Source organism: Sphingomonas sp. KR3-1 (genome assembly GCF_040049295.1).
In the GTDB taxonomy this organism is placed as follows: Bacteria; Pseudomonadota; Alphaproteobacteria; order Sphingomonadales; family Sphingomonadaceae; genus Sphingomonas.
In genome coordinates this window covers 490,643-514,339 of record NZ_JBDZDQ010000003.1, presented here as the reverse complement: position 1 = coordinate 514,339, position 23,697 = coordinate 490,643, and the positions used below count along the sequence as shown (strand labels likewise).

Sequence of the window (23,697 nt, the reverse complement as noted above, 5' to 3'; positions counted from 1 at the left end):
CATCGCCCCTCTAAGAAGGGGATATGGCCGATATAGCGACCCTGCACCGCGACCTGCTGTCCGCGCTGGACGAGATCGAGCATCTGATCGCCCAGCCGACGCTGGACAATCTGCGCCTGTCGCGCGTGCGCCTCTACATCTCCAAGGTCGCCGGCGAGCGCCGCAACAAGGTCGACAAGCGCTGCCGCGAGCTCACCCAGGGCGCTGCCCCCGATTTCGCCGCGATGATCGAGGCGCTGCGCGTCTCCAATATCGAGGCGCGGCTCGAATATACCCACCATATCGGCGCCTGGAGCCTGCAGAAGGTCGCCGAGGACTGGGCCGGCTATTGCGTCGCCTCGGGCCATATCGCCCGCCGTTTCCGCCAGCAGATCGCGCTCGAGCAGGCTTTGCTCGGCGTTCCGGCACCGGAAACCGCCGACCCCCTAGCGCTTTCCGACCCTCGCGGTTACATGGGCCGCCAACTTCCGAATCAGGACATTGGCGCTCCCCATGGATATTCCCCTCGGCCTCACCTTCGATGACGTTCTCCTCTACCCGGGAGAATCCGAAGTCCTGCCGAGCATGGCGGACACCCGCACGCGGGTAAGCCGCGGCCTCTGGCTCAACATCCCGATCCTGTCCTCGGCGATGGACACCGTCACCGAAGCCGACATGGCGATCGTCATGGCCCAGCTCGGCGGCATCGGCGTGCTCCACCGCAACCTCGACATCGAGGAGCAGGTTGAGGCGGTCCGCCTCGTCAAGCGCTTCGAGAGCGGCATGGTCGTCAATCCGATCACCATGGCGCCCACCGGCACGCTGGCTGAGGCTCGCGCGCTGATGGCCCAGCACAAGATCAGCGGCGTTCCCGTGGTCGAGGCGAACGGCAAGCTCGCCGGCATCCTCACCAACCGCGACGTCCGTTTCGCCGAGCGTCCCGACCAGCTCGTCTCCGAGCTGATGACGCACGAGAACCTCGTCACCGTCCGCGCCGGCGTCAGCTCGGAAGAGGCGCGTCGCCTGCTCCATGCCCGCCGCATCGAGAAGCTGCTGGTCGTCGACGATGCCTATCGCTGCGTCGGGCTGATCACGGTGAAGGATATCGAGAAGGCGGTGAACTACCCCAACGCGACCAAGGACGAGACCGGCCGCCTCTGCGTCGCCGCCGCCACCACGGTCGGCGACAAGGGCTTCGCGCGCACCGAAGCGCTGGTCGATGCCGAAGTCGACCTGATCGTGATCGACACCGCCCACGGCCACAATGTCGAGGTCAGCCGCGCCGTCGAGCGCGTGAAGAAGCTCTCCAACCGCGTCCAGGTCATCGCCGGCAACATCGCCACCGCCGAAGCCGCCAAGGCGCTGATCGGCGCGGGCGCGGACGGCATCAAGGTCGGCATCGGCCCGGGCTCGATCTGCACCACCCGCGTCGTCGCCGGCGTCGGCGTGCCGCAGCTCACCGCAGTGATGGAAGCCGCCAACGAAGCCGCCAAGCACGACGTGCCGGTGGTTGCCGATGGCGGCATCCGCACCTCGGGCGACGTCGCCAAGGCGCTTGCCGCCGGCGCCTCGACCGCAATGATCGGCTCGCTGCTGGCGGGCACCGAGGAAGCGCCGGGCGAGACCTTCCTCTACCAGGGCCGCGCCTACAAGTCGTACCGCGGCATGGGCTCGGTCGGCGCGATGGCCCGCGGCTCGGCGGACCGCTATTTCCAGCAGGACGTCAAGGACCAGCTCAAGCTCGTCCCCGAGGGTATCGAGGGCCAGGTGGCGTTCAAGGGTCCGGCCAAGGACGTGATCCACCAGTTGGTCGGCGGCGTGAAGGCCTCGATGGGCTATGTCGGTGCCGGCACGATCCCCGAGTTCCAGAAGAAGGCCCGCTTCGTCCGCATCACCAATGCCGGCCTGCGCGAGAGCCACGTCCACGACGTGACGATCACCCGCGAGGCGCCGAACTACCCGACGCGGTAAACGGCAAGGGGAGGGCGGTGGTATCGCCACCGCCCTCCCGCCCGTTCAGCCTTTGATGAACGCCAGCAGGTCGCGGTTGATGATCTCGGCATGCGTGGTCGGCATCCCGTGCGGCAGGCCCGGGTACGAGATCAGCTTGCCATGCTTGAGCAGCTTGACCGAGCGCGCGCCGGTGGTCGGAAACGGGCAGATCTGGTCGTCCTCGCCGTGCATCACCAGCACCGGCACGTCGATCGCCGCCAGGTCGTCGTAGAACTCGGTCTCCGACAGCACCCGCACGCATTCCCAATGCGCGATCGCCGCGCCCATCATGCCCTGGCGCCACCAATTGTCGCGGATCCCCTGCGAGACGTTCGCGCCCTCGCGGTTGAAGCCGTAGAACGGGATGGTGATGTCCTGGTAGAATTGCGCGCGGTGGTTGGCCGTGCCGTCGCGGATGCCGTCGACCACCGCCTTGGGCACGCCGTCGGGGTTGCGCGCGGACTGCATGAAGGTCGGCGGGATCGCGCTGATCAGCACCGCCTTGGCGACGCGGCCCTTGCCGAACTTCGCGACATAGCGCGTCACTTCGCCGCCGCCGGTCGAATGGCCGATATGGATCGCGTCCTTCAGGTCGAGCTTGGCGACCACCGCCGCGGCATCGGCGGCATAGGTGTCCATGTCATGGCCCTTGTCGGTCTGGGTCGAGCGGCCATGCCCGCGCCGGTCATGCGCGATCACCCGGTAGCCCTGGGCCAGGAAGAACATCATCTGGCTGTCCCAGTCGTCCGAACTGAGCGGCCAGCCATGGTGGAAGAACAGCGGCTGCCCGCTGCCCCAGTCCTTGTAGAAGATCTCGGTGCCGTCCTGCGTGGTCACGCTAGCCATGGTCGATCCTTTCCCGGAAGGGCGAGGTCCTGCACTGGCAGGGCGCGTCTCGCCGATCGCCGCCGGTCTAGGCTCGCGCGGGCGGTGCACCGATCCCGGCCCGGTACGCGCGCGCTAGCCATTTGGAGTGCCTGATCCGGCCCGTTTGGAGACGGATGGCAGGATCGCCGCGGTCGATCCGATTGCGCGCGACCGGTAAATCGCTACGAAGGGGCGATAGTGCCCAGTACCGATCGCCTTAGTCCCGTGCCGAGCTACGCCCTTCTTCGAACGCCTCCCAGTGTAGCGCCCGAGGTTTCCGCGAACCCGTCATCCGAGCAGCCAGCCGCGCCTGCGACCGGCTTCTCCGCCGCGCAGCTCTGGGCCGCGTTCGGGCTCAGCGTCGCGCTCTGCCTGGGGTTGCTGTGGAAGGCCGGGCTCCGCGTCGATCCGCTGCAGCCGGGCAACATCCCCTATTTCGTCGTGCTGCCGCTCGCCTTCGCCGTCCGGCCGCTGCTCGCTCGCACGCGCTTCCGCTGGGCGAGGGCAGCCGCCGATTGTGCCGAATATTGTTCGCTCTTCACCACCATGGCGCTGCTCGGCGCGGTCAGCAGCTACCCGATCGCGGGGCTGTCGCACGGCTGGGCGGATGCGCCGCTGCAGCGCATCGACGAGGCGCTGCATTTCGACTGGCTCGCCTGGTACGAGGCGACTGCCCACCACCGCAGCCTGCAGATCCTCGGCATCGCGGCCTATCAGAGCATCTACGTCACCCCGGCAGCCCTGCTCACCGCCTTCGCCCTGCGCGGCCAGCGCGGCGAGGCGCATCGCTTCCTCGCTGCCTTCTGGGTCGCCGCGCTCCTTACCCTGACGCTCTACTGGTTCATGCCCGCCGTCGGCCCGCTGACCTATCTGTGGAAGGGGCCCATTCCCTATATGCCCTCGAGCGCGATCTGGCAGGAGCAGCTCATCCCGGCGCTGCGCGCGCACCAGATGCGCTATGTCAACCTGCACGAGCTGCGTGGGCTGGTCTCCGCGCCGAGCTTCCACACCGCCTCGGGCGTGCTCTACATCGCCACGGCCTGGCGCTGCGGCCGCCTGCGCTGGCCGCTGACCTGCCTGAGCATCGCGATGCTGCTGTCGGTGCCGGTGGAGGGCACGCACTATTTCTCCGACATGCTGATCGGCGCGCTGGTCGCGCTGGTCGCGCTCTATGGCGCGGCGAAGCTGCTGGCGCGGTTCGGCACGGCGCGGACCTAGTCCGAAGGCACGGTGCTCCACGCGATCGTGAAGCTGGCCTCCGCTTCCCTGGGCGCGCCGGCGCCGTCGGTCGCCGGGGAGAATTCCGCCCATTGACGCGCCGTCTCGCATGCGGCGGGCCGCGCACCGACCTTGCCGGTCTTGGCGGTCAGGTCGCACTGCTTGATCTGCCCGTCACGCCCGACCGTCACCGTGAAGGAAGCGCTGCCGGCGGTCTTGTCATAGACGTCGAAGGGGTTGGAATATCGCGGCCCGTTCGGCGCGCCGAGGAACTCCTGCAGGCGCGGGGTTGGCGCCGGCGCGATCTTCAGCAATGCTCCGGGGCGCCTCGAGTAGTTCGGGTTGTTGCGCATCGCGGGCGGCAACGCCAGGCAGGCGGGGCCGAAGCCCTCGGGCGTGGTCTTGTCCGGCACGATCCTGGCGCTGAGGCGGCGCTGGCCCTTCCACCAGATCTCGAAGGTCAGCGTGTTCTGGAAGATGTCGATGAAGTCGGCGGTCACCGAGAATTCGATCGACCGATCCTGCGCATCGAACGTCATGCGGTCGCCGACGAACCAGCTATCGCCCGCCCTGAGCACCGCCGCCTCGCGCATGAAGATGGGTTGCGGGTCGCCGGCCTTCTCGAAGCGGAAGTCGCCGCGGCTGGCGGTTTGCAGGGTGAGCACGCTGCCGCCGCCGAATTGCGAGCGCGGTCGCGAGGCGGGGACGATGCCCGGATCGGGCAGTCCGTCGGGAAAGCGCAGCGTGAAGAAGATCGCGCCGGTGCCATCGCCCGACATGCCGGCGCTGGACGTACGGTGGACCTTGCCGTCCGGTCCGGCGACGTCGAAATGATAGGCAGTGCAAATTTCGGGCGAGAGCGGTTTCGCCGGCGACGGCACGCTCTGCCCGGCGATCGCATGGATGCCGATCGCCGCGGCCAGGCTGGCGAGCCCGCCTCCCACGATCATGCCCGGCAGGTTGTTCATCGCAGTGCCTCCCCCTAGCAGCGGGATATCAGCTGATGCGCGCCTCGCGAGCGAAAGTTCGCACCGATCTGGTGGGTTCAGGCGCCATAGTCGATCCGTATCTTCGCCGCCGCCTCGGCCGCGACTCGCCGTGCCGCATCGGTGTCGCCCGCCAGTGCCAGCGCCACGCCCATCCGCCGATAGGGCCGCGAATTGGGCTTGCCGAAGATCCGCACGTCCACATCGCCGCCCTCGGTCGCCAGCGCTTCGGCGAGCCCGGCATAGGACAAGATCTCCGAAGCCCGGTCCGCCAGGATCACTGCCGAGGCCGAGGCGCCGTGCAGCGTGATCGCCGGGATCGGCAGCCCCATCACTGCGCGCGCATGCAGGTCGAACTCGCTCAAATTCTGCGAGATCAGCGTCACCATGCCCGTGTCGTGCGGGCGCGGCGACAGCTCGGAGAAGATCACTTCCTCGCCCTTCACGAAGAACTCCACGCCGAAGATGCCATGGCCGCCGAGATCGTCGACCACCTTGCGCGCCATCTCCTGTGCATCGGCGATCGCCTGGGCCGACATCGCCGCCGGCTGCCAGCTCTCCTGATAGTCGCCGCGTTCCTGGCGGTGGCCGATCGGCGGGCAGAACAGCACGCCTTCCCTGGTACGGATCGTCAGAAGGGTGATCTCGTAGTCGAAGGCGACGAACTCCTCGACGATCACGCGCTTGCGGTCGCCGCGCATGTTCGCCACCGCATAGTCCCAGGCCGCCTCGAGGTCCTCGGCGGCGCGCACCGTGCTCTGGCCCTTGCCCGAGGAGGACATTACCGGCTTGATTACGCAGGGCAGGCCGGTGTGCTCGGCGCCGGCCAGCACTTCCTCCAGGCTCTCGGCATAGCGATAGCGTGAGGTGCGCAGGCCGAGCTCGACCGCGGCGACCTCGCGGATGCCGTCGCGGTTCATCGTCATCTGCGTCGCGCGGGCGGAGGGGACGATGGTGAAGCCCTCGGCCTCCAGCTCGGCGAGCACTTCGGTGCGGATCGCCTCGACTTCGGGCACGACATAGTCGGGCTTGTGCTTCTCCACCGCGGCGCGCAGCAGATCGCCGTCGAGCATCGAGAACACTTCGTGCGCGTCCGCCACCTGCATCGCCGGCGCCCCCGTATAGGCATCGCACGCGATCACATAGGCGCCGAGCCGCTTGGCCGAGATCACGAACTCGCGGCCGAGCTCGCCCGAGCCGAGGAGCAGGATCTTCGCCGTGAACGCCATATGCTTGCCTTCCCTTGGGTTGGCGCGGCTGTGGCGGGAAGCTCGGGCCTTGTCCATGCCCTGCGCTATCGTCTTCGCGCGGAGGATGCGGAGCGTCGGCGCCTTCTCCCTCTCCTGGGGAGAGGGCCGGGGAGAGGGCAGTGTGTCTCTGGCCGAGAGCGATGCCCCTGGCCGGCAAGTCATGCCCCTCTCCCAACCCTCTCCGCGGAGGGGAGAGGGCTTTAGCCGCAAGATTTCGCTACCAATGTAGGATTTCCTCTGCTTGAGCAGAGCGATGCGCCGCGCCGAGCAACTCCGCCTTTCTTCCGAGCGCGCCGCGAACGGGGCGGCAAAGTGGAATGATTTGCCGCGACTCCCTTCACTTTGGGCCCTGAGTCAATGAATCCCGCAGCCCGCCTCCAGGCCGCGATCGACCTGCTCGACCGGATCACCGCTGCCGCCCGCGACCAGGGCGGATCGGCCGACACGATCATCGCCAGATGGTTCGCCGAGCGCCGCTATGCCGGCTCGAAGGACCGCCGGGCGATCCGCGAGCTGGTCTATGATGCGATCCGCATGCTCGGCGAGCGTCCCGAGACCGGCCGCGCCGCGATGCTGGCGCTGGTTGCCAGGCGCCCCGAGCTGACCGAGTTGTTCGACGGCTCGCCCTATGGCCCCGCGCCGATCGCACCCGATGAACCCGTCGCCGAAGCGGGCGTGCTGCCGGCCTGGCTGGCGGAAGCCTTCACCGCCTCGGGCCTCGATGCCGATGAGCAGGCCGCCCTGCTGGAGCGCGCCCCGCTCGATATCCGGGTCAACACGCTCAAGGCCGATCCCGCGGCGATCCAGGCCCAGATCTCCGGCGCCGTGCCGCTGCCCTGCCTGGCCGCGGGCCTGCGCGTGCCCTCGGACACGCCGGTCGAGCAGCTGCCCGCCTACAAGGACGGCGCGCTCGAGGTGCAGGATGCCGGCAGCCAATTCGTCAGCCTCGCCGCCGGTGTCGAGCGCGGCCAGCACGTCGTCGACCTGTGCGCCGGCGGTGGCGGCAAGACGCTCGCGCTGGCCGCCGCGATGGCGAACCACGGTTCGATCCTTGCCTGCGATATCGACCGTCCCCGGCTTTCCCGCCTGATGCCGCGCGCCGAGCGGGCAGGGGTGGGCATCGTCGAGACCCGGTTGCTCAATCCCAACCAGGAAAGCGCGATGCTTGCCGACCAGGCCGGCCGCGCCGATGTCGTGCTGGTTGATGCGCCCTGTTCGGGCACGGGCACCTGGCGCCGCAATCCCGAGGCGCGCTGGCGGCTCAATCCGCAGCGGCTCGACCGCTATGTCGCCACCCAGGCCGCGATCCTCGATATCGCCGCCGACCTCGTCCGTCCCGGCGGCACGCTGGTCCATGTCGTCTGCTCGCTGCTCGATGCCGAGGGGGCGGGGCAGGCCGAGGCGTTTCTCGATCGCCATCCGGGCTGGACCGCCGAGCCGCTGGCGCTCGGCGCCGGCACGCCGCGCGGCCCCGGACTTCGCTTCACCCCGCTAAGGGACTCGACCGACGGCTTTTTTGTCGCGAGGATGCGCCGGCCATGATAGCGAGCGGGCAGATTTCGGAGAATGTGATGCGGTTTACTGCGATTGGGGCGGCGGGTGCGTTGATGCTGCTCTCGGTTTCCACCTCGCTGATGGCGCAGCGTGCGGACAATCTGATCGATCCCCGCTCGGTGGAACTGGTCAAGCAGGGCCGCGCCGCGTTCGCCGCCGGCAATGCCGATGGCGCCAGCGACATGCTGGAGAGCGCGCTGGTGGTCGATCCGCGCAACCGCGATGCCTATCTGGTCCTCGCCGAAGTCGCCCGTGCCAAGGGCCTGCCCGGCAAGGCGATCCGGCTCTACCGCGAGGCGCTGAGCCTCGAGCCCAACGACACCGCGGCGCTGCGCGGCCAGGGCGAGGCGATGGTCGCCAAGGGCGCGATGGAACGCGCCAAGGAAAATCTCGGCAAGATCGAGAAGCTCTGCGCCAAGAGCTGCGGCGATGCCACCCAGCTCTCAGCAGCGATCGCCAAGGGCCCGCCGGTCACCACCGCCCAGGCCGAACCTGCCCCGAACGCGGCGCCCACCGCCAAGCCCTGATCGCGCTTGTAATGTAGGATTTCGCCTGCTTGGGGTGCTCGGTGGGCTGATGCCCGCCGCTCTTTCTCAGGCTTGGCTCAGCGTCCACGCCAGCGCGACGAATTCCGCCACCGTCACCGTCTCGGCACGGCGGGCGGAGTCGATGCCCAGGCCCTCCATCGCCGCAAGCGCGCCGGGCACGCCCTTCAGGCTCTGGCGCAGCATCTTGCGGCGCTGTCCGAAGGCGGCGGCGGTGAGGGTCTCGAGCGTCTTCAGCCGGACGCCCTCCGGCGCCTCGGCGGGCACGATATGGACCACCGCTGACATCACCTTGGGCGGCGGCGTGAAGGCCGAGCGGTGGACGTTCATCGCGATCCTCGGGGTGGAGCGCCACTGCGACAGCACCGCGAGCCGCCCGTAATGCTCGGTGTCCGGCCCGGCGACGATCCGCTCGGCGACTTCCTTCTGGAACATCAGCGTCAGGCTCGCCCACCACGGCTCCCACGCCGCCGACAGCCAGCCGACAAGCAGCGCGGTGCCGACATTGTAGGGCAGGTTGGCAACGACATGCGGCTTGCCCTCGAACAGCGAAGGCGCATCGACTTCCAGCGCGTCGCCCTCGATCACCTTGAGCTTGCCGGGGAAGAAGGTGCCCAGCTCCTCAAGCGCCGGGATGCAGCGCCGGTCGCGCTCCACCGCGGTGACGCTGGCGCCGCCTTCCAGCAGCGCCCGGGTCAGCCCGCCGGGGCCGGGGCCGACCTCGAACACTTCGGCGCCGTCGAGCTTGCCCGGCACCTTGGCGATGCGGGCGAGCAGCTGGTGGTCGAACAGGAAATTCTGGCCCAGCGCCTTGCTCGCGCTGAGACCATATTTGCTGATGACTTCCCGGAGAGGCGGAAGGCTGGTCACGCCGCGGCTTCGGCCCTGCGCTGGGCGGCGCTGGCGGCCATCTTGATCGCGGCGATCATCGCGCCGGGATTGGCCTCGTCCTTGCCGGCGATGCCGAAGGCGGTGCCGTGGTCGGGCGAGGTGCGGACGATCGGCAGGCCGAGGGTGATGTTCACGCCCTCGTCGAAATGCAGCGTCTTGATCGGGATCAGCGCCTGGTCGTGCGTCGGGCAGAGCGCGACGTCATAGCCGGCGCGGGCGCGCGGGTGGAACATCGCATCGGCGGCGAAGGGCCCGATCGCATCGATCCCCTCCTCGCGGAGGATGGCGATGGCAGGCTGAAGTACGTCGATCTCCTCACGGCCGATCTCGCCGCTCTCGCCGGCATGCGGATTGAGCCCGGCAAAGGCGAGGCGGGGCCGCTCGATGCCGAAGTTGCGCAGCAGCCCGCGCGCCGTCACCCGGGCCTTGGCGAGGACGAGCTCGAGCGTGAGCAGCTCGGGAACGCGGGCCAGCGGCTCGTGCACCGTGATCGGTACCACGCGCAGCGTCGGCCCCGCGAGCATCATCACGGCATTCTCCGGCGAGATGCCGCAGCGCTCGGCGACGAACTCGGTCTGGCCGGGATGGGTGAAGCCGATCTTGTAGAGCTGGGCCTTGGAAACCGGGCCGGTCACCACGCCGCCGGCCGCGCCGGCATTGGACAGGCCCACCGCCAGCTCGAGCGACTGGAGCGCGGCCTTGGCGCTGTCCTCGTCCGGGCTGCCGGGCGTCACGTCGATCGTGTCGTTCACCGCCAGCACCGGCAGGCCGCGCTCGAAGGCGTCCGCCGCCTCGTCGGGGTTGGTGATCCGGACGATCGGCCCGTCCCACACCCGCTCCACGGCGCGGGGGCAGCCGATCGCGAAGAAGGGCGCGAGCGAATGCAGCGCGCGCGCCTTCCACGCCTTGGCGGTGATCTCCGGGCCGATGCCGGCCGAATCGCCCATGGATATGGCGAGCGGCCGGAACACCTCAGCGATATTCGATAAGCGCGTCGCGCCGCAGGTCGCGGAGCATGCGCGTGGCGCGCAGGTTGACGCGCTGGTCCTCGATCTGGCCCTGGATCTGCTCGACCGAAGGCAGGTTCGCTGCGGGCGGATCGTCACGACCGCAGACGACGAGCACGCGCACGCCATCCTCGACCGTGCCGAAGGGCTGGGTAACCTGGCCGACCTGCAGCGGCAGGATGATCTGCTGCAGCGCGGGTGGCAGGTCGCCGATCACGATGCCGTCCTTCTCCACCACATCGGCATTCTGCGCCGCCGCGACATTGGCCGCGTCGCCGCAGCCCTTGATCGCCTGGGTGGCGGTTGCGAACTGGCCGGCGCGCGCCGTGGCCTGCGCCTCGGTCGTGCCCTTGGGGAAAGTGATCGTGATCTGGCGCAGCGAGAGCTTGGCCGCGCGCGGATCGGCCATGCCGACCTTGCGCTTGTCGGCGAGGTAGACGACCGTGAAGCCGGTGGAGAGCGGGATCGGGCCGGCGACCTGGCCGGGCGTCATCTCCTCCACTGCCTTGGACATCTCGTCCGGCAGGATGCCCGGGGCGAGGCGGACCCAGCCGAGGTCGCCGCCCTGGCCCTTGGTCGAGCTTTCCGAATAGGTCTTGGCGAGATAGTCGAAGGGCGCGCCTTCCTTCATCTGCTGGATGATGCGCTGCATGCCCGCATAGACTTCCTGCTTACGGTCGTCGGTGGCGTTCATGTAGATTTCGTAGACGTGATATTCCTCGCTGCCCTGCGCAGCCTTGAGGCGCGCGAGGACGGCATTGGCCTCTTCCTCGCTCACGTTGATGTCGACCTTGCGGCGCAGCACGCGCTGCCAGGCGACCTCGCCCTCGATCTGCTTGCGCATCGTGCGCTCCGAAGCGCCGGACTGGCGCAGGAAGGCGCGCATCTGCTCTGGCGTCTTCTGGAGGCGGCGGGCGATCGACGCGAAGCTCTGGTCGATCTCCTTGGCGTCGATCGTGATCTCGTTGGACTTGGCTTCCTGGATCTCCAGCGTCTCGTCGATCAGCTGGCGCAGGATCATCATGCGATACTGGTCGCGCTCCTCCGGCTTCAGGTTGAGCTTGTTGAGCGCGATGATCAGGTTGAGCCGCTGGTCGACATCGGTGCCGGTGAGCACTGCGTCGTTCACGATTGCCGTGGGCTTGCGGATGTTGGGATCGGCCTTGCCGAAGATCTTCAGATCGGTCGGAAGGTCCAGCTGTGCGGCAAGCGCGGCGCTGGCGTCTTCCTGCGACGGCTGCGGGGCGGTCGCGTCCGGCACCGTCTGGGCCATAGCAGCGGATGCAAGACTGGAGATCGCGAGCGCCAAAATGGACAAGCGCCCTGCGCGGATCGCCTTGGTAACACCAATGTTCACGTGAATCCGTACCCTCAAATCTGCCGGAAAGTGGCGCTTAATGGCCAATTGTGCCTGAACTTAGGCTTACCAGCGGTTCCCCTCGGCCCCGAGCCTAGCGCCCGAGGTTCTTGAACGCCAGCGTCAAGAGATAGGAATTGCCCTTCGCCGCATCGCCCGTGGTCGCATAGTCGCGCTTCCAGGTGAAGCCTAGGCGGAGGCAGTCGTCCTCATAGGTGATGCCGAGGCGGTGGCGCACCGGCTCAAAGCCGTCGGCCAGCGAGGTGGGATCCTCGTTGCGATCAGTGAGGTCGATCAGCGTCGAGCCCGAGAGCGACCAGAAGCGGGCGATCTGGATGCGGGCGCCGAGCCGCGCCTCCTCGCGGTCCTGCAGGTCCTCGAGCGCCGGGCCGATATTGCGGTTGAGCCGCAGATAGCCGAGCTCGACATAGGTGGCGCGCGACCCGAGCGTCATGTCGAGTTCGTTGCGCCGGAAGGCGAGGCCGTCCTTGTCGAGCCGGTAGCGGTGCGAGAAGCTGACGAAGTCGCGGAACCGGATCGTGGTGCGGCCGACAATGTCGGAGACCCGGTCGGTCAGCCCTGTGCCATCGGGGAGCAGCGTCGGGCGCGAGGAGATGCGGTAGCTCTGGCCGATATTGGCGTCGATCGAGAAGCCCGGCAGGTAGAGCGCATAGTCGAGGCCCCAGGTGAAGCGGGTCGAGTCGTCGAACCGGTCGTAGCCGGGGAAGCGATTGAGCGCGAAGAGGTTGGAATCCTCGAGGTCGACCGCGCGGGCATCCTCATTGGGCACCTCGAGATTGGCGATCTTGGGCGAGGCGACCAGCTGGACGCGCGGGGTGATGCGCTGGGTGCCGCCGAACAGCTCGCCGACCAGCGGCCATTTCACGTCGATCGCGCCGGCGGCGATGCCGCGGGTGTGGAACCCCTCCTCGCCGCGATAGCTGGCGATCGTCGTCAGCATCGTGTCGTGCGCGTTGTAGAGGTCGCCGCGGGCATAGGCAGTGAGCGTCACTTCCTGGCCCCAGTTGGTCAGCCGGCGCAGGTCCCAGCGGGCGCTGGCGAAGGCGCGCTGCGTGTCCTGCCCATCGGAGCGGCCGATCGCCAGCGTGTTGAGCTGGAACTCGAAACGCCCGCCGATCACGCCGTCGTTCATCCGGCGGCGATAGTCGATCTCGGGCAGGGCATAGGGCTGCAGCCCCTGGCGATCGCCCACCCGAAGGGTCTGCACGACCCAAGCATTGATCGAAAAATAGCTATCAGAATCAATGCGTTGTACGCGAACGTTATTGCGCAGCCGATCGTCGTTCGAAATGTCGTAGCGGCGCAGGAAGGTACGATCCGAGACCAGCCGCATCGACGCGCTGGCGCTCCAATAGGGATCGATCTGGAAATTGCCGATGGCATCGACATAGCCGCGGAAGTCGTTCTTCGACGTGGCCGGCGTGATCGGCACGGTCAGGTCGTCGGCGCGGCGGCTATAGGTACCATAGGCGCTGACCTGGAAGGCGCCGAGCGAATTGAGCTCGCGATATTGCGCCTGCATCATCGGCAGCACGTTGGTGTAGATGCGCGGCGTGACGGTGAGGTCGCGATTGGGCGCGAAGCTGATGTAATAGGGCAGCGCGAACTGGAAGCCGTTGGTGCGGTTGTAGCGCAGGTCCGCGGTCAGGAAGCCGCTCGCGCTCTCGCCGCCGACCGGATGCGAGAAGACCGGCAGCGGGATCGTCGCGAAACCGAACACCGAGACGCGGGCACCCGAATAGCGCAGCCGCTTCTTGGCGGGCTCGTAGATCACGCGGTTGGCGGTGATCTTCCAGCTCGGCTCCTTGGGGCAGCCCTCCGAATCGCCGACCGCGCAGGGCGTGTAGGCGGCATTCTCGACAGTGAAGCTGCCATCCTCGTGGCGCTCGCCATGCTGGGCGGCGATGCGGCCGCCGGCATCGAGCACCACCAGCATGTTCTCGACGATGCCGCCCTTCAGCGTGTCGGTCAGCTCGACCTGGTCGCCATAGGCGCTGTCGCCCTGCGAATTGACGACGACGACATTGCCCTCTGCCATCACCTTGCCGGTTTTGCGGTTCCACACGACGTTGTCGGCGCGCAGCCGCTCGCTGCGGCGATAGAGGCGGACGTCGCCGGTGGCCGTCACCACGTCCTGCTCATTGTCATAGTCGAGCTGGTCGGCAGTGAACTGGATCTGGTCCTCGCCTTCGGGCAGCGCCGTGGGCGAGGGCGGCGGGGGCTCGACCGCGGGGGTCTGCAGGCTCGGCGTCGCGTCCTGAGTCGGCGCGGGCGTCGTCGGCGCAGGCGGAGGCGCCGGGGCGGCCTGGGGACCGGGCTGCGGCACCGTCTGCAGCGTCTCGGTCGCCTGCTGGGCGCGCGCTTCGGCCGCCAGGCACACGCCGAGCGCGGCCGTCAGCAGCAAGGCCTTGCGCGTCACTTCGATTCCCACCTTTATTTCTCACTCCCGTGCACGCGGCCGTTCCCGCCCTATCGCAGCGATTGCGCCATCGCAACGTCACGTGCGTTGGCCCGAACGCACGGAAGCGCTAACAGGAGCCATGCAGGTCGATTTCTACCATCTGACGCAGCTTCCGCTCGAGCGCGCGCTGCCCCGGATCGCCGAACGCGTGGTCGAGACCGGCGGGAGGCTGCTTATCGTAGCCGGGGAGGCGAGCCAACGGGCAAAGCTCGACCAGCTGCTGTGGACCTACAGCGCGGAGAGCTTCCTGCCGCACGGCCAGGTGGGCGGGCCCGACGACGACCGCCAGCCGATCCTGATCGCGGGCGAGGCGGCTATGGCGGCCAATGGCGCGAAGAACATCGCGCTGGCTGACGGAGTGTGGCGCGACGAGGCGCTGGGCTTCGAGCGCGCCTTCCACTTCTTCGACGAGGAGCGCATCGCCGAAGCGCGCCAGGCCTGGAAGGCGCTGGCCGACCGCGAGGGCGTGGAGCGCAACTACTGGAAGCAGAACGAGCAGGGGCGCTGGGAGAAGGCGGCCTGAGCGTTCCGGGCACTTCGGACGCGGAAGTATGGTGCGTATGGGCCGAATGCGCCTTTAGAGGTGCCGTTTCCGTACGCTTTCCTTGCCGTTTTCCCTCCGTGGCGGTGTTGCACGAACGGACACCTTGCACGCGGATATATGCACGCGCCGCCGAACGGGCTGCGCGTTCATCGCATGATCTTCATGATTCAAAGAGCGCCGGCGGGAACAATAGCAGAACGCGCGCCTGTAGGACAGCCGCGGCGCTTGCATCCTGTGCATCCCCGGACTAGGGAGCCGCGACTTTTCCCCAACCCAAATACAGGAGCCGCACGGCCATGGCCGCGACCCGGACCTTTTCGATCATCAAGCCCGATGCCACTCGCCGCAACCTCACCGGTGCGGTCACCAAGATGCTCGAGGAGGCCGGCCTGCGCGTCGTCGCTTCCAAGCGCATCCAGATGAGCCGCGAGCAGGCCGAGGGCTTCTACGGCGTCCACCGCGAGCGCCCCTTCTTCAACGACCTGGTCGAGTTCATGATCTCGGGCCCGGTGGTGGTGCAGGTGCTCGAGGGCGAGAACGCCGTCCAGGCCAACCGCGACATCATGGGCGCGACCAACCCCGCCAATGCCGATGCCGGCACGATCCGCAAGGAACTGGCCGAATCGATCGAGGCGAACTCGGTGCACGGTTCGGACTCCGAAGAGAATGCGGCGATCGAGATCGCCTTCTTCTTCAAGCCGGAAGAGATCGTCGGCTGAACTTTTTCGACCGATCTGGTTGCGAAAGGCCGGGGTTAGCGCCCCGGCCTTTTTGGTTTCCGGGGCGGGTGGTGCGCTTGGTGTGCGGAGTGTCCGACCAGTTCCTCCCCCAGCTTGCTGGGGAGGGGACCATTCGCGCCAGCCAAGGTGGTGGGGCCGCCGCAACGCGGCGGTGCCGCCGCGCCCCTCCACCACCGCCTTCGGCGGCGGTCCCCCTCCCCGAGACAAGCTCAGGGAGGATTTTATCAGGTTCGCGGCAGGGTGATCGTCGCCACCAGGCCGCCGCCTTCGCGGTTGGCGAGGGTGATCTCGCCGCTGGCGTCGCGGACGATGGCGCGGGCGAGCGCCAGGCCCAGGCCGGCGCCGCCGGTCTCGCGGTTGCGGGATTCCTCGAGGCGGGTGAAGGGATCGAAGACCTTTTCGAGCTTCTCCGGCGGGATGCCGGGGCCGCGATCGCAGACTTCGATCCGGACGCTCCGGTCGTCCGAACGCAGGCGGACCTCGGTCGCGCCGCCATATTTGATCGCATTCTCGATCAGGTTGCGGACCGCGCGGCGCATCAGCGACGGGCGCAGGTGCATGCGCAGCCGCGGCGCCTCCTCGAAGGAGACGTCCTGGTCGAGATCGCGGAAATCCTCGACCACGGCGTCGATCAGCGCGGACAGGTCGACATCGGTCGGCGGCTCGCTCGGACGGCCCAGGCGCGCGAGGCTGAGGATGTCGTCGAGCGTGTGGTTCATCTCGTCGATCGTGTCCGCCATGCGGGCGCGGTCTTCCTCGTACTCGACCGATTCGATGCGGACCCGGAGGGCGGCGAGCGGCGTGCGCAGGTCATGGCCGATCGCGCCGAGCATCCGGTCCTTCTCGTCGAGCATCGCGGTGACGCGGGTGCTGAGCGCATTATAGGCGGCGATCACCGCGCGGACGTCGCTGGGGCCGCTCTCCTCGACCGGGTCTGCGCCGTCGTTCGGATGGAAGGCGCGGGTCGCCTCGGCGAGCTTGCGCAACGGGCGGGCGATGCGGTGGCCGGCGACGAGCACCGGCACGAGCACGACGATGTAGAGGATCAAGGTCTGCGCGAGCAGCTGCCAGATCAGCGCGCGCTCGGAGCGCGGCCAGGCCGAGCTGAGCGAGAGCCAGCCCTTGCCGGGCAGCTCGACCGCGACCATCAGCTCGGCGCCGAGGCGGCGGAGGCGATCGGCGCGGGCCGGGTCCATGCGCTTGAGGATCGGGCGGTTGGCATCGATCGGGCGGACCACGGCGATGACCTGGCCGACCTGGACGCCGCCATCGGTGAGCCCGCGGCGCAGATCGCTCTCGACATCGCCGCGGCGCTCGAGCTCGACCGGGATCGGATTGGCGGGGACGAGATCGACCCGGCCACGGGCCAGGCGGCGCGCCTCGCGGCCCTCGCGACGGTCCGGGCCGCCGCCGGGCGGCTCGGGGCGCGGATTGACCGGGGTGCCGAGCCGCTCGGCGGCGTCGATAAGCCGGGTGACGGTGGGGACGATCACCTGGGCGAAGCGCGCATTCTGGCGCTCGCGGACGAGCAGGCCGAAACTGATCGCCTGCGCGACGAACAGCGCGACCGCGACGAGGAGGGCGATCTGGCCGGGGAGCGAGCGGGGGAAGAGGCGGGTCACCTCCGTTCGCCTGCCGCAAAAGCCCTCTCCCCCTCGGGAAGAGGGTTTGGAGAGGGGCAGGAGGGTGCGGCGCGCCCTGCGGTTCGCGGATCAAGACACACTGCCCCTCTCCCCGACCCTCTTCCCGAGGGGGAGAGGGAGATCGGCGGCCGGGCACCGCTCAAAGCCGCGTCACTTCCGCAGCCAGCGTGTAGCCGCCGCCCCACACGGTCTTGATGATCGCGGGGTTCTTGGGATCGGGCTCGATCTTCTTGCGCAAGCGGCTGACCTGGTTGTCGATCGCGCGATCGAAGGCGGCGGCCTCGCGGCCCTGTGTCAGGTCGAGCAGCTGGTCGCGGGTGAGCACGGCGCGCGGGCGGGTGACCAGGGCGTGGAGCAGGCTGTACTCGCCGGTGGACAGCGGGACCGAGACGCCCTCGCGATCGACCAACGCGCGCTCGCCGGTCTTGAGCACCCAGCCGGCAAAGGCGAAGCTGCCGGCATCGGGGGCGTGCTGGCGGACGCCGCCGGCCTGGAGGCGGCGCAGCACCACCTTGATCCGGGCGGCGAGCTCGCGCGGGGAGAAGGGCTTCACGACATAATCGTCGGCGCCCATCTCGAGCCCGACGATGCGATCGGTCTCCTCGCCGCGCGCGGTGAGCAGGATGACCGGCGTCTCGCTGGTCTCGCGGATATGGCGGCAGAGCGACAGCCCGTCCTCGCCGGGCATCATGATGTCGAGCACGACGAGATCGATCGCATAGGCGGCCATGCGGGCGCGGGCGCCCTCGGCATCGCCGGCCTGGGTGATCCGGAAGCCCTGCCTGGTGAGATATTGCGCGAGCGGCTCGCGGATCGAGCGCTCGTCCTCGACGAGCAGGAGGTGCGGCGTTTCCGTCATGTCGGGTTCGTAGCAAGTCATGACGCGTGCCGCAAAGAGGAGTCGCCCGTGCGGATGCTGGCCGCAAGGCTTGGGGAGAAAATACCCGGGCGGGCGACGAGAGGAGGCAAGGCCCGCCCGGGATAGGGTCCGGTCGACTTAGTTGGCGTCGGCCGGCGGGGGTGCCTGGCGGTTGCCCATGCGGGCAAGGATGGCGTCGCGTTCGGCCTGATCGATCTTGCCGTCGTGATTGGCATCGATGCGGTCGAAGCGCTTGGCGGCCTGGGCCTGCATGTCGGCGAGGGTCATGTCGCCGGTCATGCCGCGCATGCCCATGCCGCCACCGCCGCCGGGACGGCCGGCTTCGCGCTCGGCCTGGCTGACCTTGCCGTCCTTGTCGGTGTCGAGCTTGGCGAAGCGGGCGGCGACGTCCGCGTTGAACTCGTCCTTGGTGATCACGCCGTCGTGGTTGGTGTCGAGGCGATCGAGCATGGCGGCACCGCGCTGCGGGGCTGCCTGCGCGAAGGCCGGCGCCCCGATCAGGGTCGCGCCGAGCGCCGCGGCGATGAGGAACTTCTTCATGGGGCTGAACTCCTTGGTCTCGGGGGTCTCAAGCCCCCGACAGGGTCCAGCTTTTCACGCGGGGCTGTCGCAACACTTTGTCAGCCGCGGGGGAAAGTGTCGCAAACTGTATCAGCCGAAGATCGCGACGCGTTCCTGGGCTCAGCCAAAAATGGCGACGCCCTGCATCGCCTCGGCGATTGGCTCGCCGGCGGCGTTCCAGATCGCCATGCGCTGGGTCGAATAGCCGTCATGCGCGGTGGCGGCGCGGGCGCTGAGCAGCCACCAGCCGTCGTCGGTGGCGGGCGCGGCGTCCTGGAAGTTGACCTGCCAGTTGAGCGAGCTGAGCGGGGTGCGGCGCTCGCCGAGCAGCTTGAACGCGGCGGGGGGCAGCGCATCGCCGATCGCCATCAGCTCGACGAACGGGTGGAGGCCGGTGCGGGCGCGCAGGCGGGCCCAGCGCAGCCATTCGGCGGGTCCGGTGCCGGTCTTGCAGTCGAGGAACTCGAAATTGCCGGTGAAGAAATCCTCCGGGCCGACATAGAGCGTGGCGTCCGGCGCGGGCGGGCGGACCGGCGCGCGCTCGGCGGTGTCATGGGCGAGCGTGGAGGCGAGCGGCGCCATGAACACGAAGGTCGCGCGCAGGCCGAGCCCGGCTTCGGAGACGACATCGGACTGGAGGAAGGCGGCGTTGCGGCCGCGGCGCAGCTTCGTGGCGGTGACGGTGACGTCGCCGGCGAGCGGGCCGATAAAGGCGATTTGGGCGGAGCGCAGCGGCGGCAGGTCGGGCTCGAGCTCGAGCGCGGCCTGGAGCGCGAGCGCGGCGGAGAGCCCGCCATAGGCGGTGCGGCCCTGCAGCCAGTCGCTCGGGATGTGGCTGGTGAAGCCCGTTCTGATACGCGCGGCGGCGGCGAGGAGATCGGCGATCGGGGTCATGCGGCAGCGACCCGGTCGCGCAGCTCGCGCTTGAGCACCTTGCCGATCGCGCTGCGGGGCAGCTCGTCGATCCGGCGGAGATCGGCGAGGCGCTGGGTCTTGCCGACCTGGCCGTTGAACCAGGCAAGGATCTCGGCGGGGTCGCCGGCGCCGGTGAAGAAGCCGACCGGGGTCTCGCCCCATTGCTCCGAGGGAATGCCGATCACCGCGCAATCGGCGACGCCCGGATGCTGGGCCAGCACCGCCTCGAGGTCCGAGGGATAGATGTTGAACCCGCCCGAGATGATCAGGTCCTTCTTGCGGTCCATCAGGATCAGGAAGCCGTCCGCGTCGAAGCGGCCGACATCGCCGTGGCGGATGAAGCGGTTGCCGTCTTCGTCGTGCCAGGTGGCGTCGCGGGTGGCGTCGGCGCGGTGGTGATAGCCGGTCATCATCGCCGCCGAGCGGCCGACGACTTCGCCCATCGCGCCCTGGGGAACCTCGGCGCCATCCTCGTCGATCAGGCGGAGGTCCTGGCCGGGGAGCGGCTTGCCGACGGTGTGGAGCTTGTCCGGGTGGGCGTTGCACAGCAAGGCGGTGGTGCCGCCGCCCTCGGTCATGCCGTAATATTCGACCAGCAGTCCGGGCCAGCGGGCGAGGATGTCGGCCTTGAGCGCCGCGGAGAAGGGGGCGCTGGTGCAGGTCTTGAGCTGGAAGCTCGACAGGTCGAAGCGGTCGAAGTCCGGCAGTGTCATGATCCGCTGGTACTGGACGGGGACGAGCATCGCGTGGGTGGCGCGGTGCTTCGCTGCCTGGGCGATGAAGGCGTGCGCGTCGAACTTGCGGAGCAGCACCGCGGTGCCGCCCCAGGCGATCGTCGGGATGAAGCTGACGAGCGTGGTGTTCGAATAGAGCGGGGTGGCAATCATCGTCACGGCATTGCCGAAGCCGCCGGGCGCGCGGGCGATATGGACCCAGCGCATCGATTGCGGCTGGACGATGCCCTTGGGCGTGCCGGTGGTGCCGGAGGAATAGATGATGTTGAACGGATCGTCGGGGCCGATCTCGACGCGCGCGGGGCCGGTGCCTTCGGGAGCAAGGAAATCGTCCAGCGCCTCGAGCGGGACGCGCCGGGCGGCGATGGGGGCATCGGCCAGCGCCTGGGCACCGGCGGTGTCGACGAACAGGATTTTCGCGCCGCAATCCGCGATCATCGCCGCGAGCTGCGCCGGGGTGGCGGAGGGCTGGAGCGGGGTGGGCACGCAGCCGGCCCGGAGCGCGCCGAAGAACGCGCAGCCATAGTCGATCGACGGCGAAGCGAGGATCGCGACGGCATCGTTCTTGCCGAGCCCCGCGCGCTGGAGCGCAGCGGCGAGACGGTCGAGCACCGCGTCGAGCGCGGCATAAGAGATCGAGCGGTCCTCGAAGACCATTGCCGGCTTGTCCGGGCGCTCCACGCCATGGGCGCGGATCAGGTCGGAGAGCGTCGCGAAGTCGCTCGCCAGCATCGCTTCGGTAGTCATCGGCCCTCCCTGTTGCCGGAAACGCTAGGGGAGGCCTCGCCGTAACACCATACGCAATTTTCGAAAAATGCCTAAGCCGGCGTTGATGCTTCGGGTTCCGGGCGGGCGTGCACCCTGGGTACGACGCGCAGCAGCAGGATCGCCATCGCGGAAAAGGCGAGCGCGGCGGCGAGGACGAAATTGCCCGCCCGGAAGCCGTGCTCGGAGCCGATCGACAGCGCCTGGGTCATCGCGAAGGGCGAGACGATCAGCGCAACGCTGGCAAGGCTGGAGACGCCGCCCTGCAGCGCGCCCTGGCGCGTGGCGTCGGTGAGGCGCGAGAGCAGCGCGTTCATCGCCGGGAAGGCGAGCGCCTGGAACGAACTCAACGGGATGATCGCGAAGATCATCCAGCTCTCGCGCGCGAAGATATAGGTGGAGAAGGCAAGGCTGCCGGCGAGCATGCCGAGCACCGCGGCGCGCTCCTCGCCCCAGGCCTTGATCACGCGGCCGGTGAACAGCATCTGCACCGCGGCCATGCACAGGCCGGAAAGCGCCAGCGACAGCCCGATCGTCCACTCGTTCCAGCCGAGCGCGATCTCGCCGAAAAAGGCCCAGGTGGCGGGATAGACCATGTGGCCGAGCTGCCAGAGGAACATCGCGGCGAGCAGCCAGCCGGCATTGCCCGCGTGGAAGAGCGGCTTGAACGCGGCGAAGACATGCGCGTCGCCCCAGCGGAACCGGCGGCGGCGCTCGGCGGGCATCGTCTCGGGGAGCATGAGCAGCGTCCAGATCGCATTGACCGCGGCGAGCGCGGCGGCGGCAATGAACGGCGCGCGCGGGCCAAGGCCGGCGAGCAGCCCGCCCAGCGCCGGGCCGAGGATGAAGCCGATGCCGAACGCCGCGCCCATCATCCCGAACACCGCGCCGCGCTTCTCGGGCGGGGTCACGTCGGCGAGCACGGCGTTGGCCGGGCCATAGGCGGCGCCAGCCACTCCGGCGATCGTCCGCCCGACGAACAGCCAGGCAATCGTCGGCGCGACGGCCATCAGCGCATAGTCGATCGAGAAGGCGATCATCGAGGACAGCAGCACCGTGCGGCGGCCGATCGCGTCGCCGAGCGTGCCGAGCACCGGCCCGGCGAAGAACTGCGCGACGGCGAAGGCGACGAGCATCCAGCCGCCGATCCGCGCCGCGCCGGGAAGGTCGGTATGCGCGAGCTCGACGATCAGGCGCGGCAACACGGGCAGGACGATGCCGAAGCCGATCGAATCGATCATGACCGCCATGAGCACGATCGGCACCGCGCGATGTTCGAACTTCATGCCTGTCCCCTCTTTGCCCGCCTCAATAGCAGAGGCGGACGCTGCGACCATGCGCAATTGTGCAGGAACGTACAGGGAACGCGTGCGTGGTGGCAAGCGCAATTTACCGTCCGTCATCCCCGCGAATACGGGGATCCAGTGTGACTGGGGGAGGTCCTCGGCAACTCTGGATCCCCGCCTCCGCGGGGATGACGAATAAGGTGGGCGGCACGCTCTTGACGGCACCGTAGCCATACCGCACATTCGAAACCGACAAGAAGACTATCCCGGGAGAGAATATGGCCACGGCCCCCGATATCGATGCGCCGGCGAACCCGCTCGACAGCTTTCGCGCCGAGGTCCGCGCCTGGCTGACGGCGAACTTCCCGCCGAGCCTGAAGGGCAAGGACAATGCGATGTCCGCGGTCGAGGGGCCGCACACCAACTCGCCCGAGGAGGATGCCTGGCAGACCGCGATGGGCGAGAAGGGCTGGGGCGTGCCGACCTGGCCGAAGGAATATGGCGGCGGCGGCCTGAGCCGGGCCGAGGCGCGCGTGCTGCAGGAGGAGATGCAGCGCGCCGGTGCCTGGAACCCGATCGGCGGGATGGGCGTGATGATGTTCGGCCCGACGCTGCTGGAATATGGCACCGAGGAGCAGAAGCGGGAGCATATCCCGGCGATCGCCAAGGGCACGGTGCGCTGGTGCCAGGGCTATTCGGAGCCGGGCGCGGGATCGGACCTGGCGAGCCTGCAGACCTTCGCCGCGGATGCCGGCGACCATTATGTCGTCAACGGCCAGAAGACCTGGACCAGCGGCGGGCAATGGGCGGACAAATGCTTCATGCTGGTCCGCACCGACAAGGCCAAGAAGCATGAGGGCATCACCTTCCTGCTCTGCGACATGGACACGCCGGGCGTCGAGGTGCGGCCGATCCGGCTGATCTCGGGCTCGTCGCCCTTTTGCGAGACCTTCTTCACCGACGTGAAAGTGCCCAAGGCCAACCGCGTCGGTGCCGAGGGCGAGGGCTGGACGATCGGCAAGCGGCTGCTCCAGCACGAGCGCTCGAGCCTGTCGGGCGGCGGATCGGCGGCGGGGCGGATGTTCGCCGGCGCGTCGCTCGGGCAGATTGCCAAGAGATATGTCGGCGTCGACGGCGAAGGACGGCTCGCCGATGCCGATCTGCGCAGCCGGATCGCGCGGCACGAGATGGACCTGCGCAGCTTCATGCTGACGCTGCGCCGCGCCAGCCTCGAGGCCAAGTCGAACCAGGGGCCGAGCGCCGCCACCTCGATCATGAAGAATGTCGGCGCGCGGATCATGCAGGAGCGATCGGAGCTGCTGATCGAGATCCGCGGCTTTGCGGGGCTTGGCTGGGACGGCGAGGGCTTTGAGGAGGACGCGCTCAAGGACGTGCGCACCTGGCTCTTCGGCAAGGCGGTGTCGATCTATGGCGGCTCGACCGAGATCCAGAACAACGTGATCGCCAAGCGCATCCTGGGGATGCTGGATCACCAATAGCT

21 protein-coding genes are annotated in these 23,697 nt (G+C 68.5%); 8 read left to right on the top strand and 13 right to left on the bottom strand.

From position 1 onward, the window contains the following. Window positions 1-23: 23 nt before the first annotated feature. Window positions 24-524, top strand: coding sequence for a hypothetical protein (locus ABLE38_RS18385; RefSeq protein WP_348975689.1), 501 nt, complete (start codon window positions 24-26; stop codon window positions 522-524). After that, window positions 493-1,950 carry an IMP dehydrogenase gene (guaB, locus tag ABLE38_RS18380; RefSeq protein WP_348975688.1) on the top strand — a complete coding sequence of 486 codons (1,458 nt, stop codon included), beginning with the start codon at window positions 493-495 and terminating at the stop codon, window positions 1,948-1,950. The genes ABLE38_RS18385 and guaB overlap by 32 nt, the downstream gene beginning before the upstream one ends. Before the next feature lie 45 nt (window positions 1,951-1,995). Here guaB and ABLE38_RS18375 read toward each other — a convergent pair whose 3' ends face one another. Further along, window positions 1,996-2,817 (bottom strand): alpha/beta hydrolase, encoded by an 822-nt coding sequence (locus ABLE38_RS18375; protein ID WP_348975687.1) that lies wholly within the window; start codon window positions 2,815-2,817, stop codon window positions 1,996-1,998. Window positions 2,818-3,036: 219 nt separating this feature from the next. Between ABLE38_RS18375 and ABLE38_RS18370 the strand changes: the two genes are divergently transcribed. Beyond that, entirely contained in the window at window positions 3,037-4,056 is a 1,020-nt protein-coding gene (locus tag ABLE38_RS18370; RefSeq protein WP_348975686.1) for a phosphatase PAP2 family protein, read from the top strand. Here ABLE38_RS18370 and ABLE38_RS18365 read toward each other — a convergent pair. Both ABLE38_RS18365 and purT read right to left on the bottom strand, forming a co-directional pair. Further along, on the bottom strand, window positions 4,053-5,024 hold the full coding sequence (locus tag ABLE38_RS18365; RefSeq protein WP_348975685.1) for a hypothetical protein: 972 nt from the start codon (window positions 5,022-5,024) through the stop codon (window positions 4,053-4,055). The genes ABLE38_RS18370 and ABLE38_RS18365 overlap by 4 nt on opposite strands. Before the next feature lie 77 nt (window positions 5,025-5,101). Then, window positions 5,102-6,271 carry a formate-dependent phosphoribosylglycinamide formyltransferase gene (gene purT, locus ABLE38_RS18360; protein WP_348975854.1) on the bottom strand — a complete coding sequence of 390 codons (1,170 nt, stop codon included), beginning with the start codon at window positions 6,269-6,271 and terminating at the stop codon, window positions 5,102-5,104. A 378-nt stretch (window positions 6,272-6,649) separates the two neighbouring features. On the opposite strand from purT, the gene ABLE38_RS18355 reads away from it, so the two are divergent. Both ABLE38_RS18355 and ABLE38_RS18350 read left to right on the top strand, forming a co-directional pair. Continuing rightward, a complete protein-coding gene (locus ABLE38_RS18355; protein WP_348975684.1) occupies window positions 6,650-7,834 on the top strand; it encodes an RsmB/NOP family class I SAM-dependent RNA methyltransferase in 1,185 nt (394 codons plus the stop codon). Window positions 7,835-7,863: 29 nt separating this feature from the next. After that, window positions 7,864-8,373, top strand: a complete 510-nt coding sequence (locus tag ABLE38_RS18350) for a tetratricopeptide repeat protein (RefSeq protein ID WP_348975683.1) — start codon at window positions 7,864-7,866, stop codon at window positions 8,371-8,373. Between the two features lie 66 nt (window positions 8,374-8,439). On the opposite strand, the gene rsmA is transcribed toward ABLE38_RS18350, so the two are convergent. From rsmA to lptD, 4 genes are all read right to left on the bottom strand, one after another. Then, on the bottom strand, window positions 8,440-9,261 hold the full coding sequence (gene rsmA, locus ABLE38_RS18345; protein WP_348975682.1) for a 16S rRNA (adenine(1518)-N(6)/adenine(1519)-N(6))-dimethyltransferase RsmA: 822 nt from the start codon (window positions 9,259-9,261) through the stop codon (window positions 8,440-8,442). After that, window positions 9,258-10,253 carry a 4-hydroxythreonine-4-phosphate dehydrogenase PdxA gene (pdxA, locus tag ABLE38_RS18340; protein ID WP_348975681.1) on the bottom strand — a complete coding sequence of 332 codons (996 nt, stop codon included), beginning with the start codon at window positions 10,251-10,253 and terminating at the stop codon, window positions 9,258-9,260. Before pdxA ends, rsmA begins: the two co-directional genes overlap by 4 nt. Before the next feature lies 1 nt (window position 10,254). Continuing rightward, complete coding sequence (locus ABLE38_RS18335) at window positions 10,255-11,550, bottom strand: peptidylprolyl isomerase (RefSeq protein WP_348975680.1); 1,296 nt, start codon at window positions 11,548-11,550, stop codon at window positions 10,255-10,257. Between the two features lie 190 nt (window positions 11,551-11,740). Beyond that, window positions 11,741-13,909 (bottom strand): LPS assembly protein LptD, encoded by a 2,169-nt coding sequence (gene lptD / locus ABLE38_RS18330; RefSeq protein ID WP_348975853.1) that lies wholly within the window; start codon window positions 13,907-13,909, stop codon window positions 11,741-11,743. A gap of 298 nt (window positions 13,910-14,207) precedes the next feature. Here lptD and ABLE38_RS18325 point away from each other — a divergent pair, with 298 nt between their 5' ends. Then, window positions 14,208-14,651: a DNA polymerase III subunit chi gene (locus tag ABLE38_RS18325; protein WP_348975679.1), complete on the top strand. Its 444-nt coding sequence runs from the start codon at window positions 14,208-14,210 to the stop codon at window positions 14,649-14,651. Between the two features lie 317 nt (window positions 14,652-14,968). Next, window positions 14,969-15,391 carry a nucleoside-diphosphate kinase gene (gene ndk / locus ABLE38_RS18320; RefSeq protein ID WP_348975678.1) on the top strand — a complete coding sequence of 141 codons (423 nt, stop codon included), beginning with the start codon at window positions 14,969-14,971 and terminating at the stop codon, window positions 15,389-15,391. A 245-nt stretch (window positions 15,392-15,636) separates the two neighbouring features. Here ndk and ABLE38_RS18315 read toward each other — a convergent pair whose 3' ends face one another. From ABLE38_RS18315 to ABLE38_RS18290, 6 genes are all read right to left on the bottom strand, one after another. Then, the gene (locus tag ABLE38_RS18315; protein WP_348975677.1) at window positions 15,637-17,034 is read right to left on the bottom strand and encodes an ATP-binding protein; all 1,398 of its coding nucleotides are present in this window, start codon (window positions 17,032-17,034) and stop codon (window positions 15,637-15,639) included. Between the two features lie 160 nt (window positions 17,035-17,194). Next, a complete protein-coding gene (locus ABLE38_RS18310) occupies window positions 17,195-17,914 on the bottom strand; it encodes a response regulator (protein ID WP_348975852.1) in 720 nt (239 codons plus the stop codon). Window positions 17,915-18,052: 138 nt separating this feature from the next. Beyond that, window positions 18,053-18,475, bottom strand: a complete 423-nt coding sequence (locus ABLE38_RS18305; protein ID WP_348975676.1) for a ca2+ sensor protein — start codon at window positions 18,473-18,475, stop codon at window positions 18,053-18,055. Between the two features lie 141 nt (window positions 18,476-18,616). After that, window positions 18,617-19,390: a thioesterase family protein gene (locus ABLE38_RS18300; RefSeq protein WP_348975675.1), complete on the bottom strand. Its 774-nt coding sequence runs from the start codon at window positions 19,388-19,390 to the stop codon at window positions 18,617-18,619. Then, window positions 19,387-20,892: a class I adenylate-forming enzyme family protein gene (locus tag ABLE38_RS18295; RefSeq protein ID WP_348975674.1), complete on the bottom strand. Its 1,506-nt coding sequence runs from the start codon at window positions 20,890-20,892 to the stop codon at window positions 19,387-19,389. The genes ABLE38_RS18300 and ABLE38_RS18295 overlap by 4 nt, the downstream gene beginning before the upstream one ends. 71 nt (window positions 20,893-20,963) lie before the next feature. Further along, window positions 20,964-22,196 carry an MFS transporter gene (locus tag ABLE38_RS18290; protein ID WP_348975673.1) on the bottom strand — a complete coding sequence of 411 codons (1,233 nt, stop codon included), beginning with the start codon at window positions 22,194-22,196 and terminating at the stop codon, window positions 20,964-20,966. Between the two features lie 278 nt (window positions 22,197-22,474). Here ABLE38_RS18290 and ABLE38_RS18285 point away from each other — a divergent pair, with 278 nt between their 5' ends. Continuing rightward, window positions 22,475-23,695: an acyl-CoA dehydrogenase family protein gene (locus ABLE38_RS18285; RefSeq protein WP_348975672.1), complete on the top strand. Its 1,221-nt coding sequence runs from the start codon at window positions 22,475-22,477 to the stop codon at window positions 23,693-23,695. The last annotated feature ends 2 nt before the right edge of the window (window positions 23,696-23,697 follow it).

Bases quoted from the DNA above. Each gene is read 5' to 3' on its own strand.
- ABLE38_RS18290 (WP_348975673.1), bottom strand. From the start codon at position 22,196: ATGAAGTTCGAACATCGCGCGGTGCCGATCGTGCTCATGGCGGTCATG.
- ABLE38_RS18325 (WP_348975679.1), top strand. From the start codon at position 14,208: ATGCAGGTCGATTTCTACCATCTGACGCAGCTTCCGCTCGAGCGCGCG.
- ABLE38_RS18385 (WP_348975689.1), top strand. From the start codon at position 24: ATGGCCGATATAGCGACCCTGCACCGCGACCTGCTGTCCGCGCTGGAC.
- ABLE38_RS18305 (WP_348975676.1), bottom strand. From the start codon at position 18,475: ATGAAGAAGTTCCTCATCGCCGCGGCGCTCGGCGCGACCCTGATCGGG.
- purT (WP_348975854.1), bottom strand. From the start codon at position 6,271: ATGGCGTTCACGGCGAAGATCCTGCTCCTCGGCTCGGGCGAGCTCGGC.
- ndk (WP_348975678.1), top strand. From the start codon at position 14,969: ATGGCCGCGACCCGGACCTTTTCGATCATCAAGCCCGATGCCACTCGC.
- ABLE38_RS18285 (WP_348975672.1), top strand. From the start codon at position 22,475: ATGGCCACGGCCCCCGATATCGATGCGCCGGCGAACCCGCTCGACAGC.
- ABLE38_RS18355 (WP_348975684.1), top strand. From the start codon at position 6,650: ATGAATCCCGCAGCCCGCCTCCAGGCCGCGATCGACCTGCTCGACCGG.
- ABLE38_RS18350 (WP_348975683.1), top strand. From the start codon at position 7,864: ATGCGGTTTACTGCGATTGGGGCGGCGGGTGCGTTGATGCTGCTCTCG.
- ABLE38_RS18300 (WP_348975675.1), bottom strand. From the start codon at position 19,390: ATGACCCCGATCGCCGATCTCCTCGCCGCCGCCGCGCGTATCAGAACG.
- ABLE38_RS18375 (WP_348975687.1), bottom strand. From the start codon at position 2,817: ATGGCTAGCGTGACCACGCAGGACGGCACCGAGATCTTCTACAAGGAC.
- guaB (WP_348975688.1), top strand. From the start codon at position 493: ATGGATATTCCCCTCGGCCTCACCTTCGATGACGTTCTCCTCTACCCG.
- ABLE38_RS18295 (WP_348975674.1), bottom strand. From the start codon at position 20,892: ATGACTACCGAAGCGATGCTGGCGAGCGACTTCGCGACGCTCTCCGAC.
- ABLE38_RS18365 (WP_348975685.1), bottom strand. From the start codon at position 5,024: ATGAACAACCTGCCGGGCATGATCGTGGGAGGCGGGCTCGCCAGCCTG.
- ABLE38_RS18310 (WP_348975852.1), bottom strand. From the start codon at position 17,914: ATGACGGAAACGCCGCACCTCCTGCTCGTCGAGGACGAGCGCTCGATC.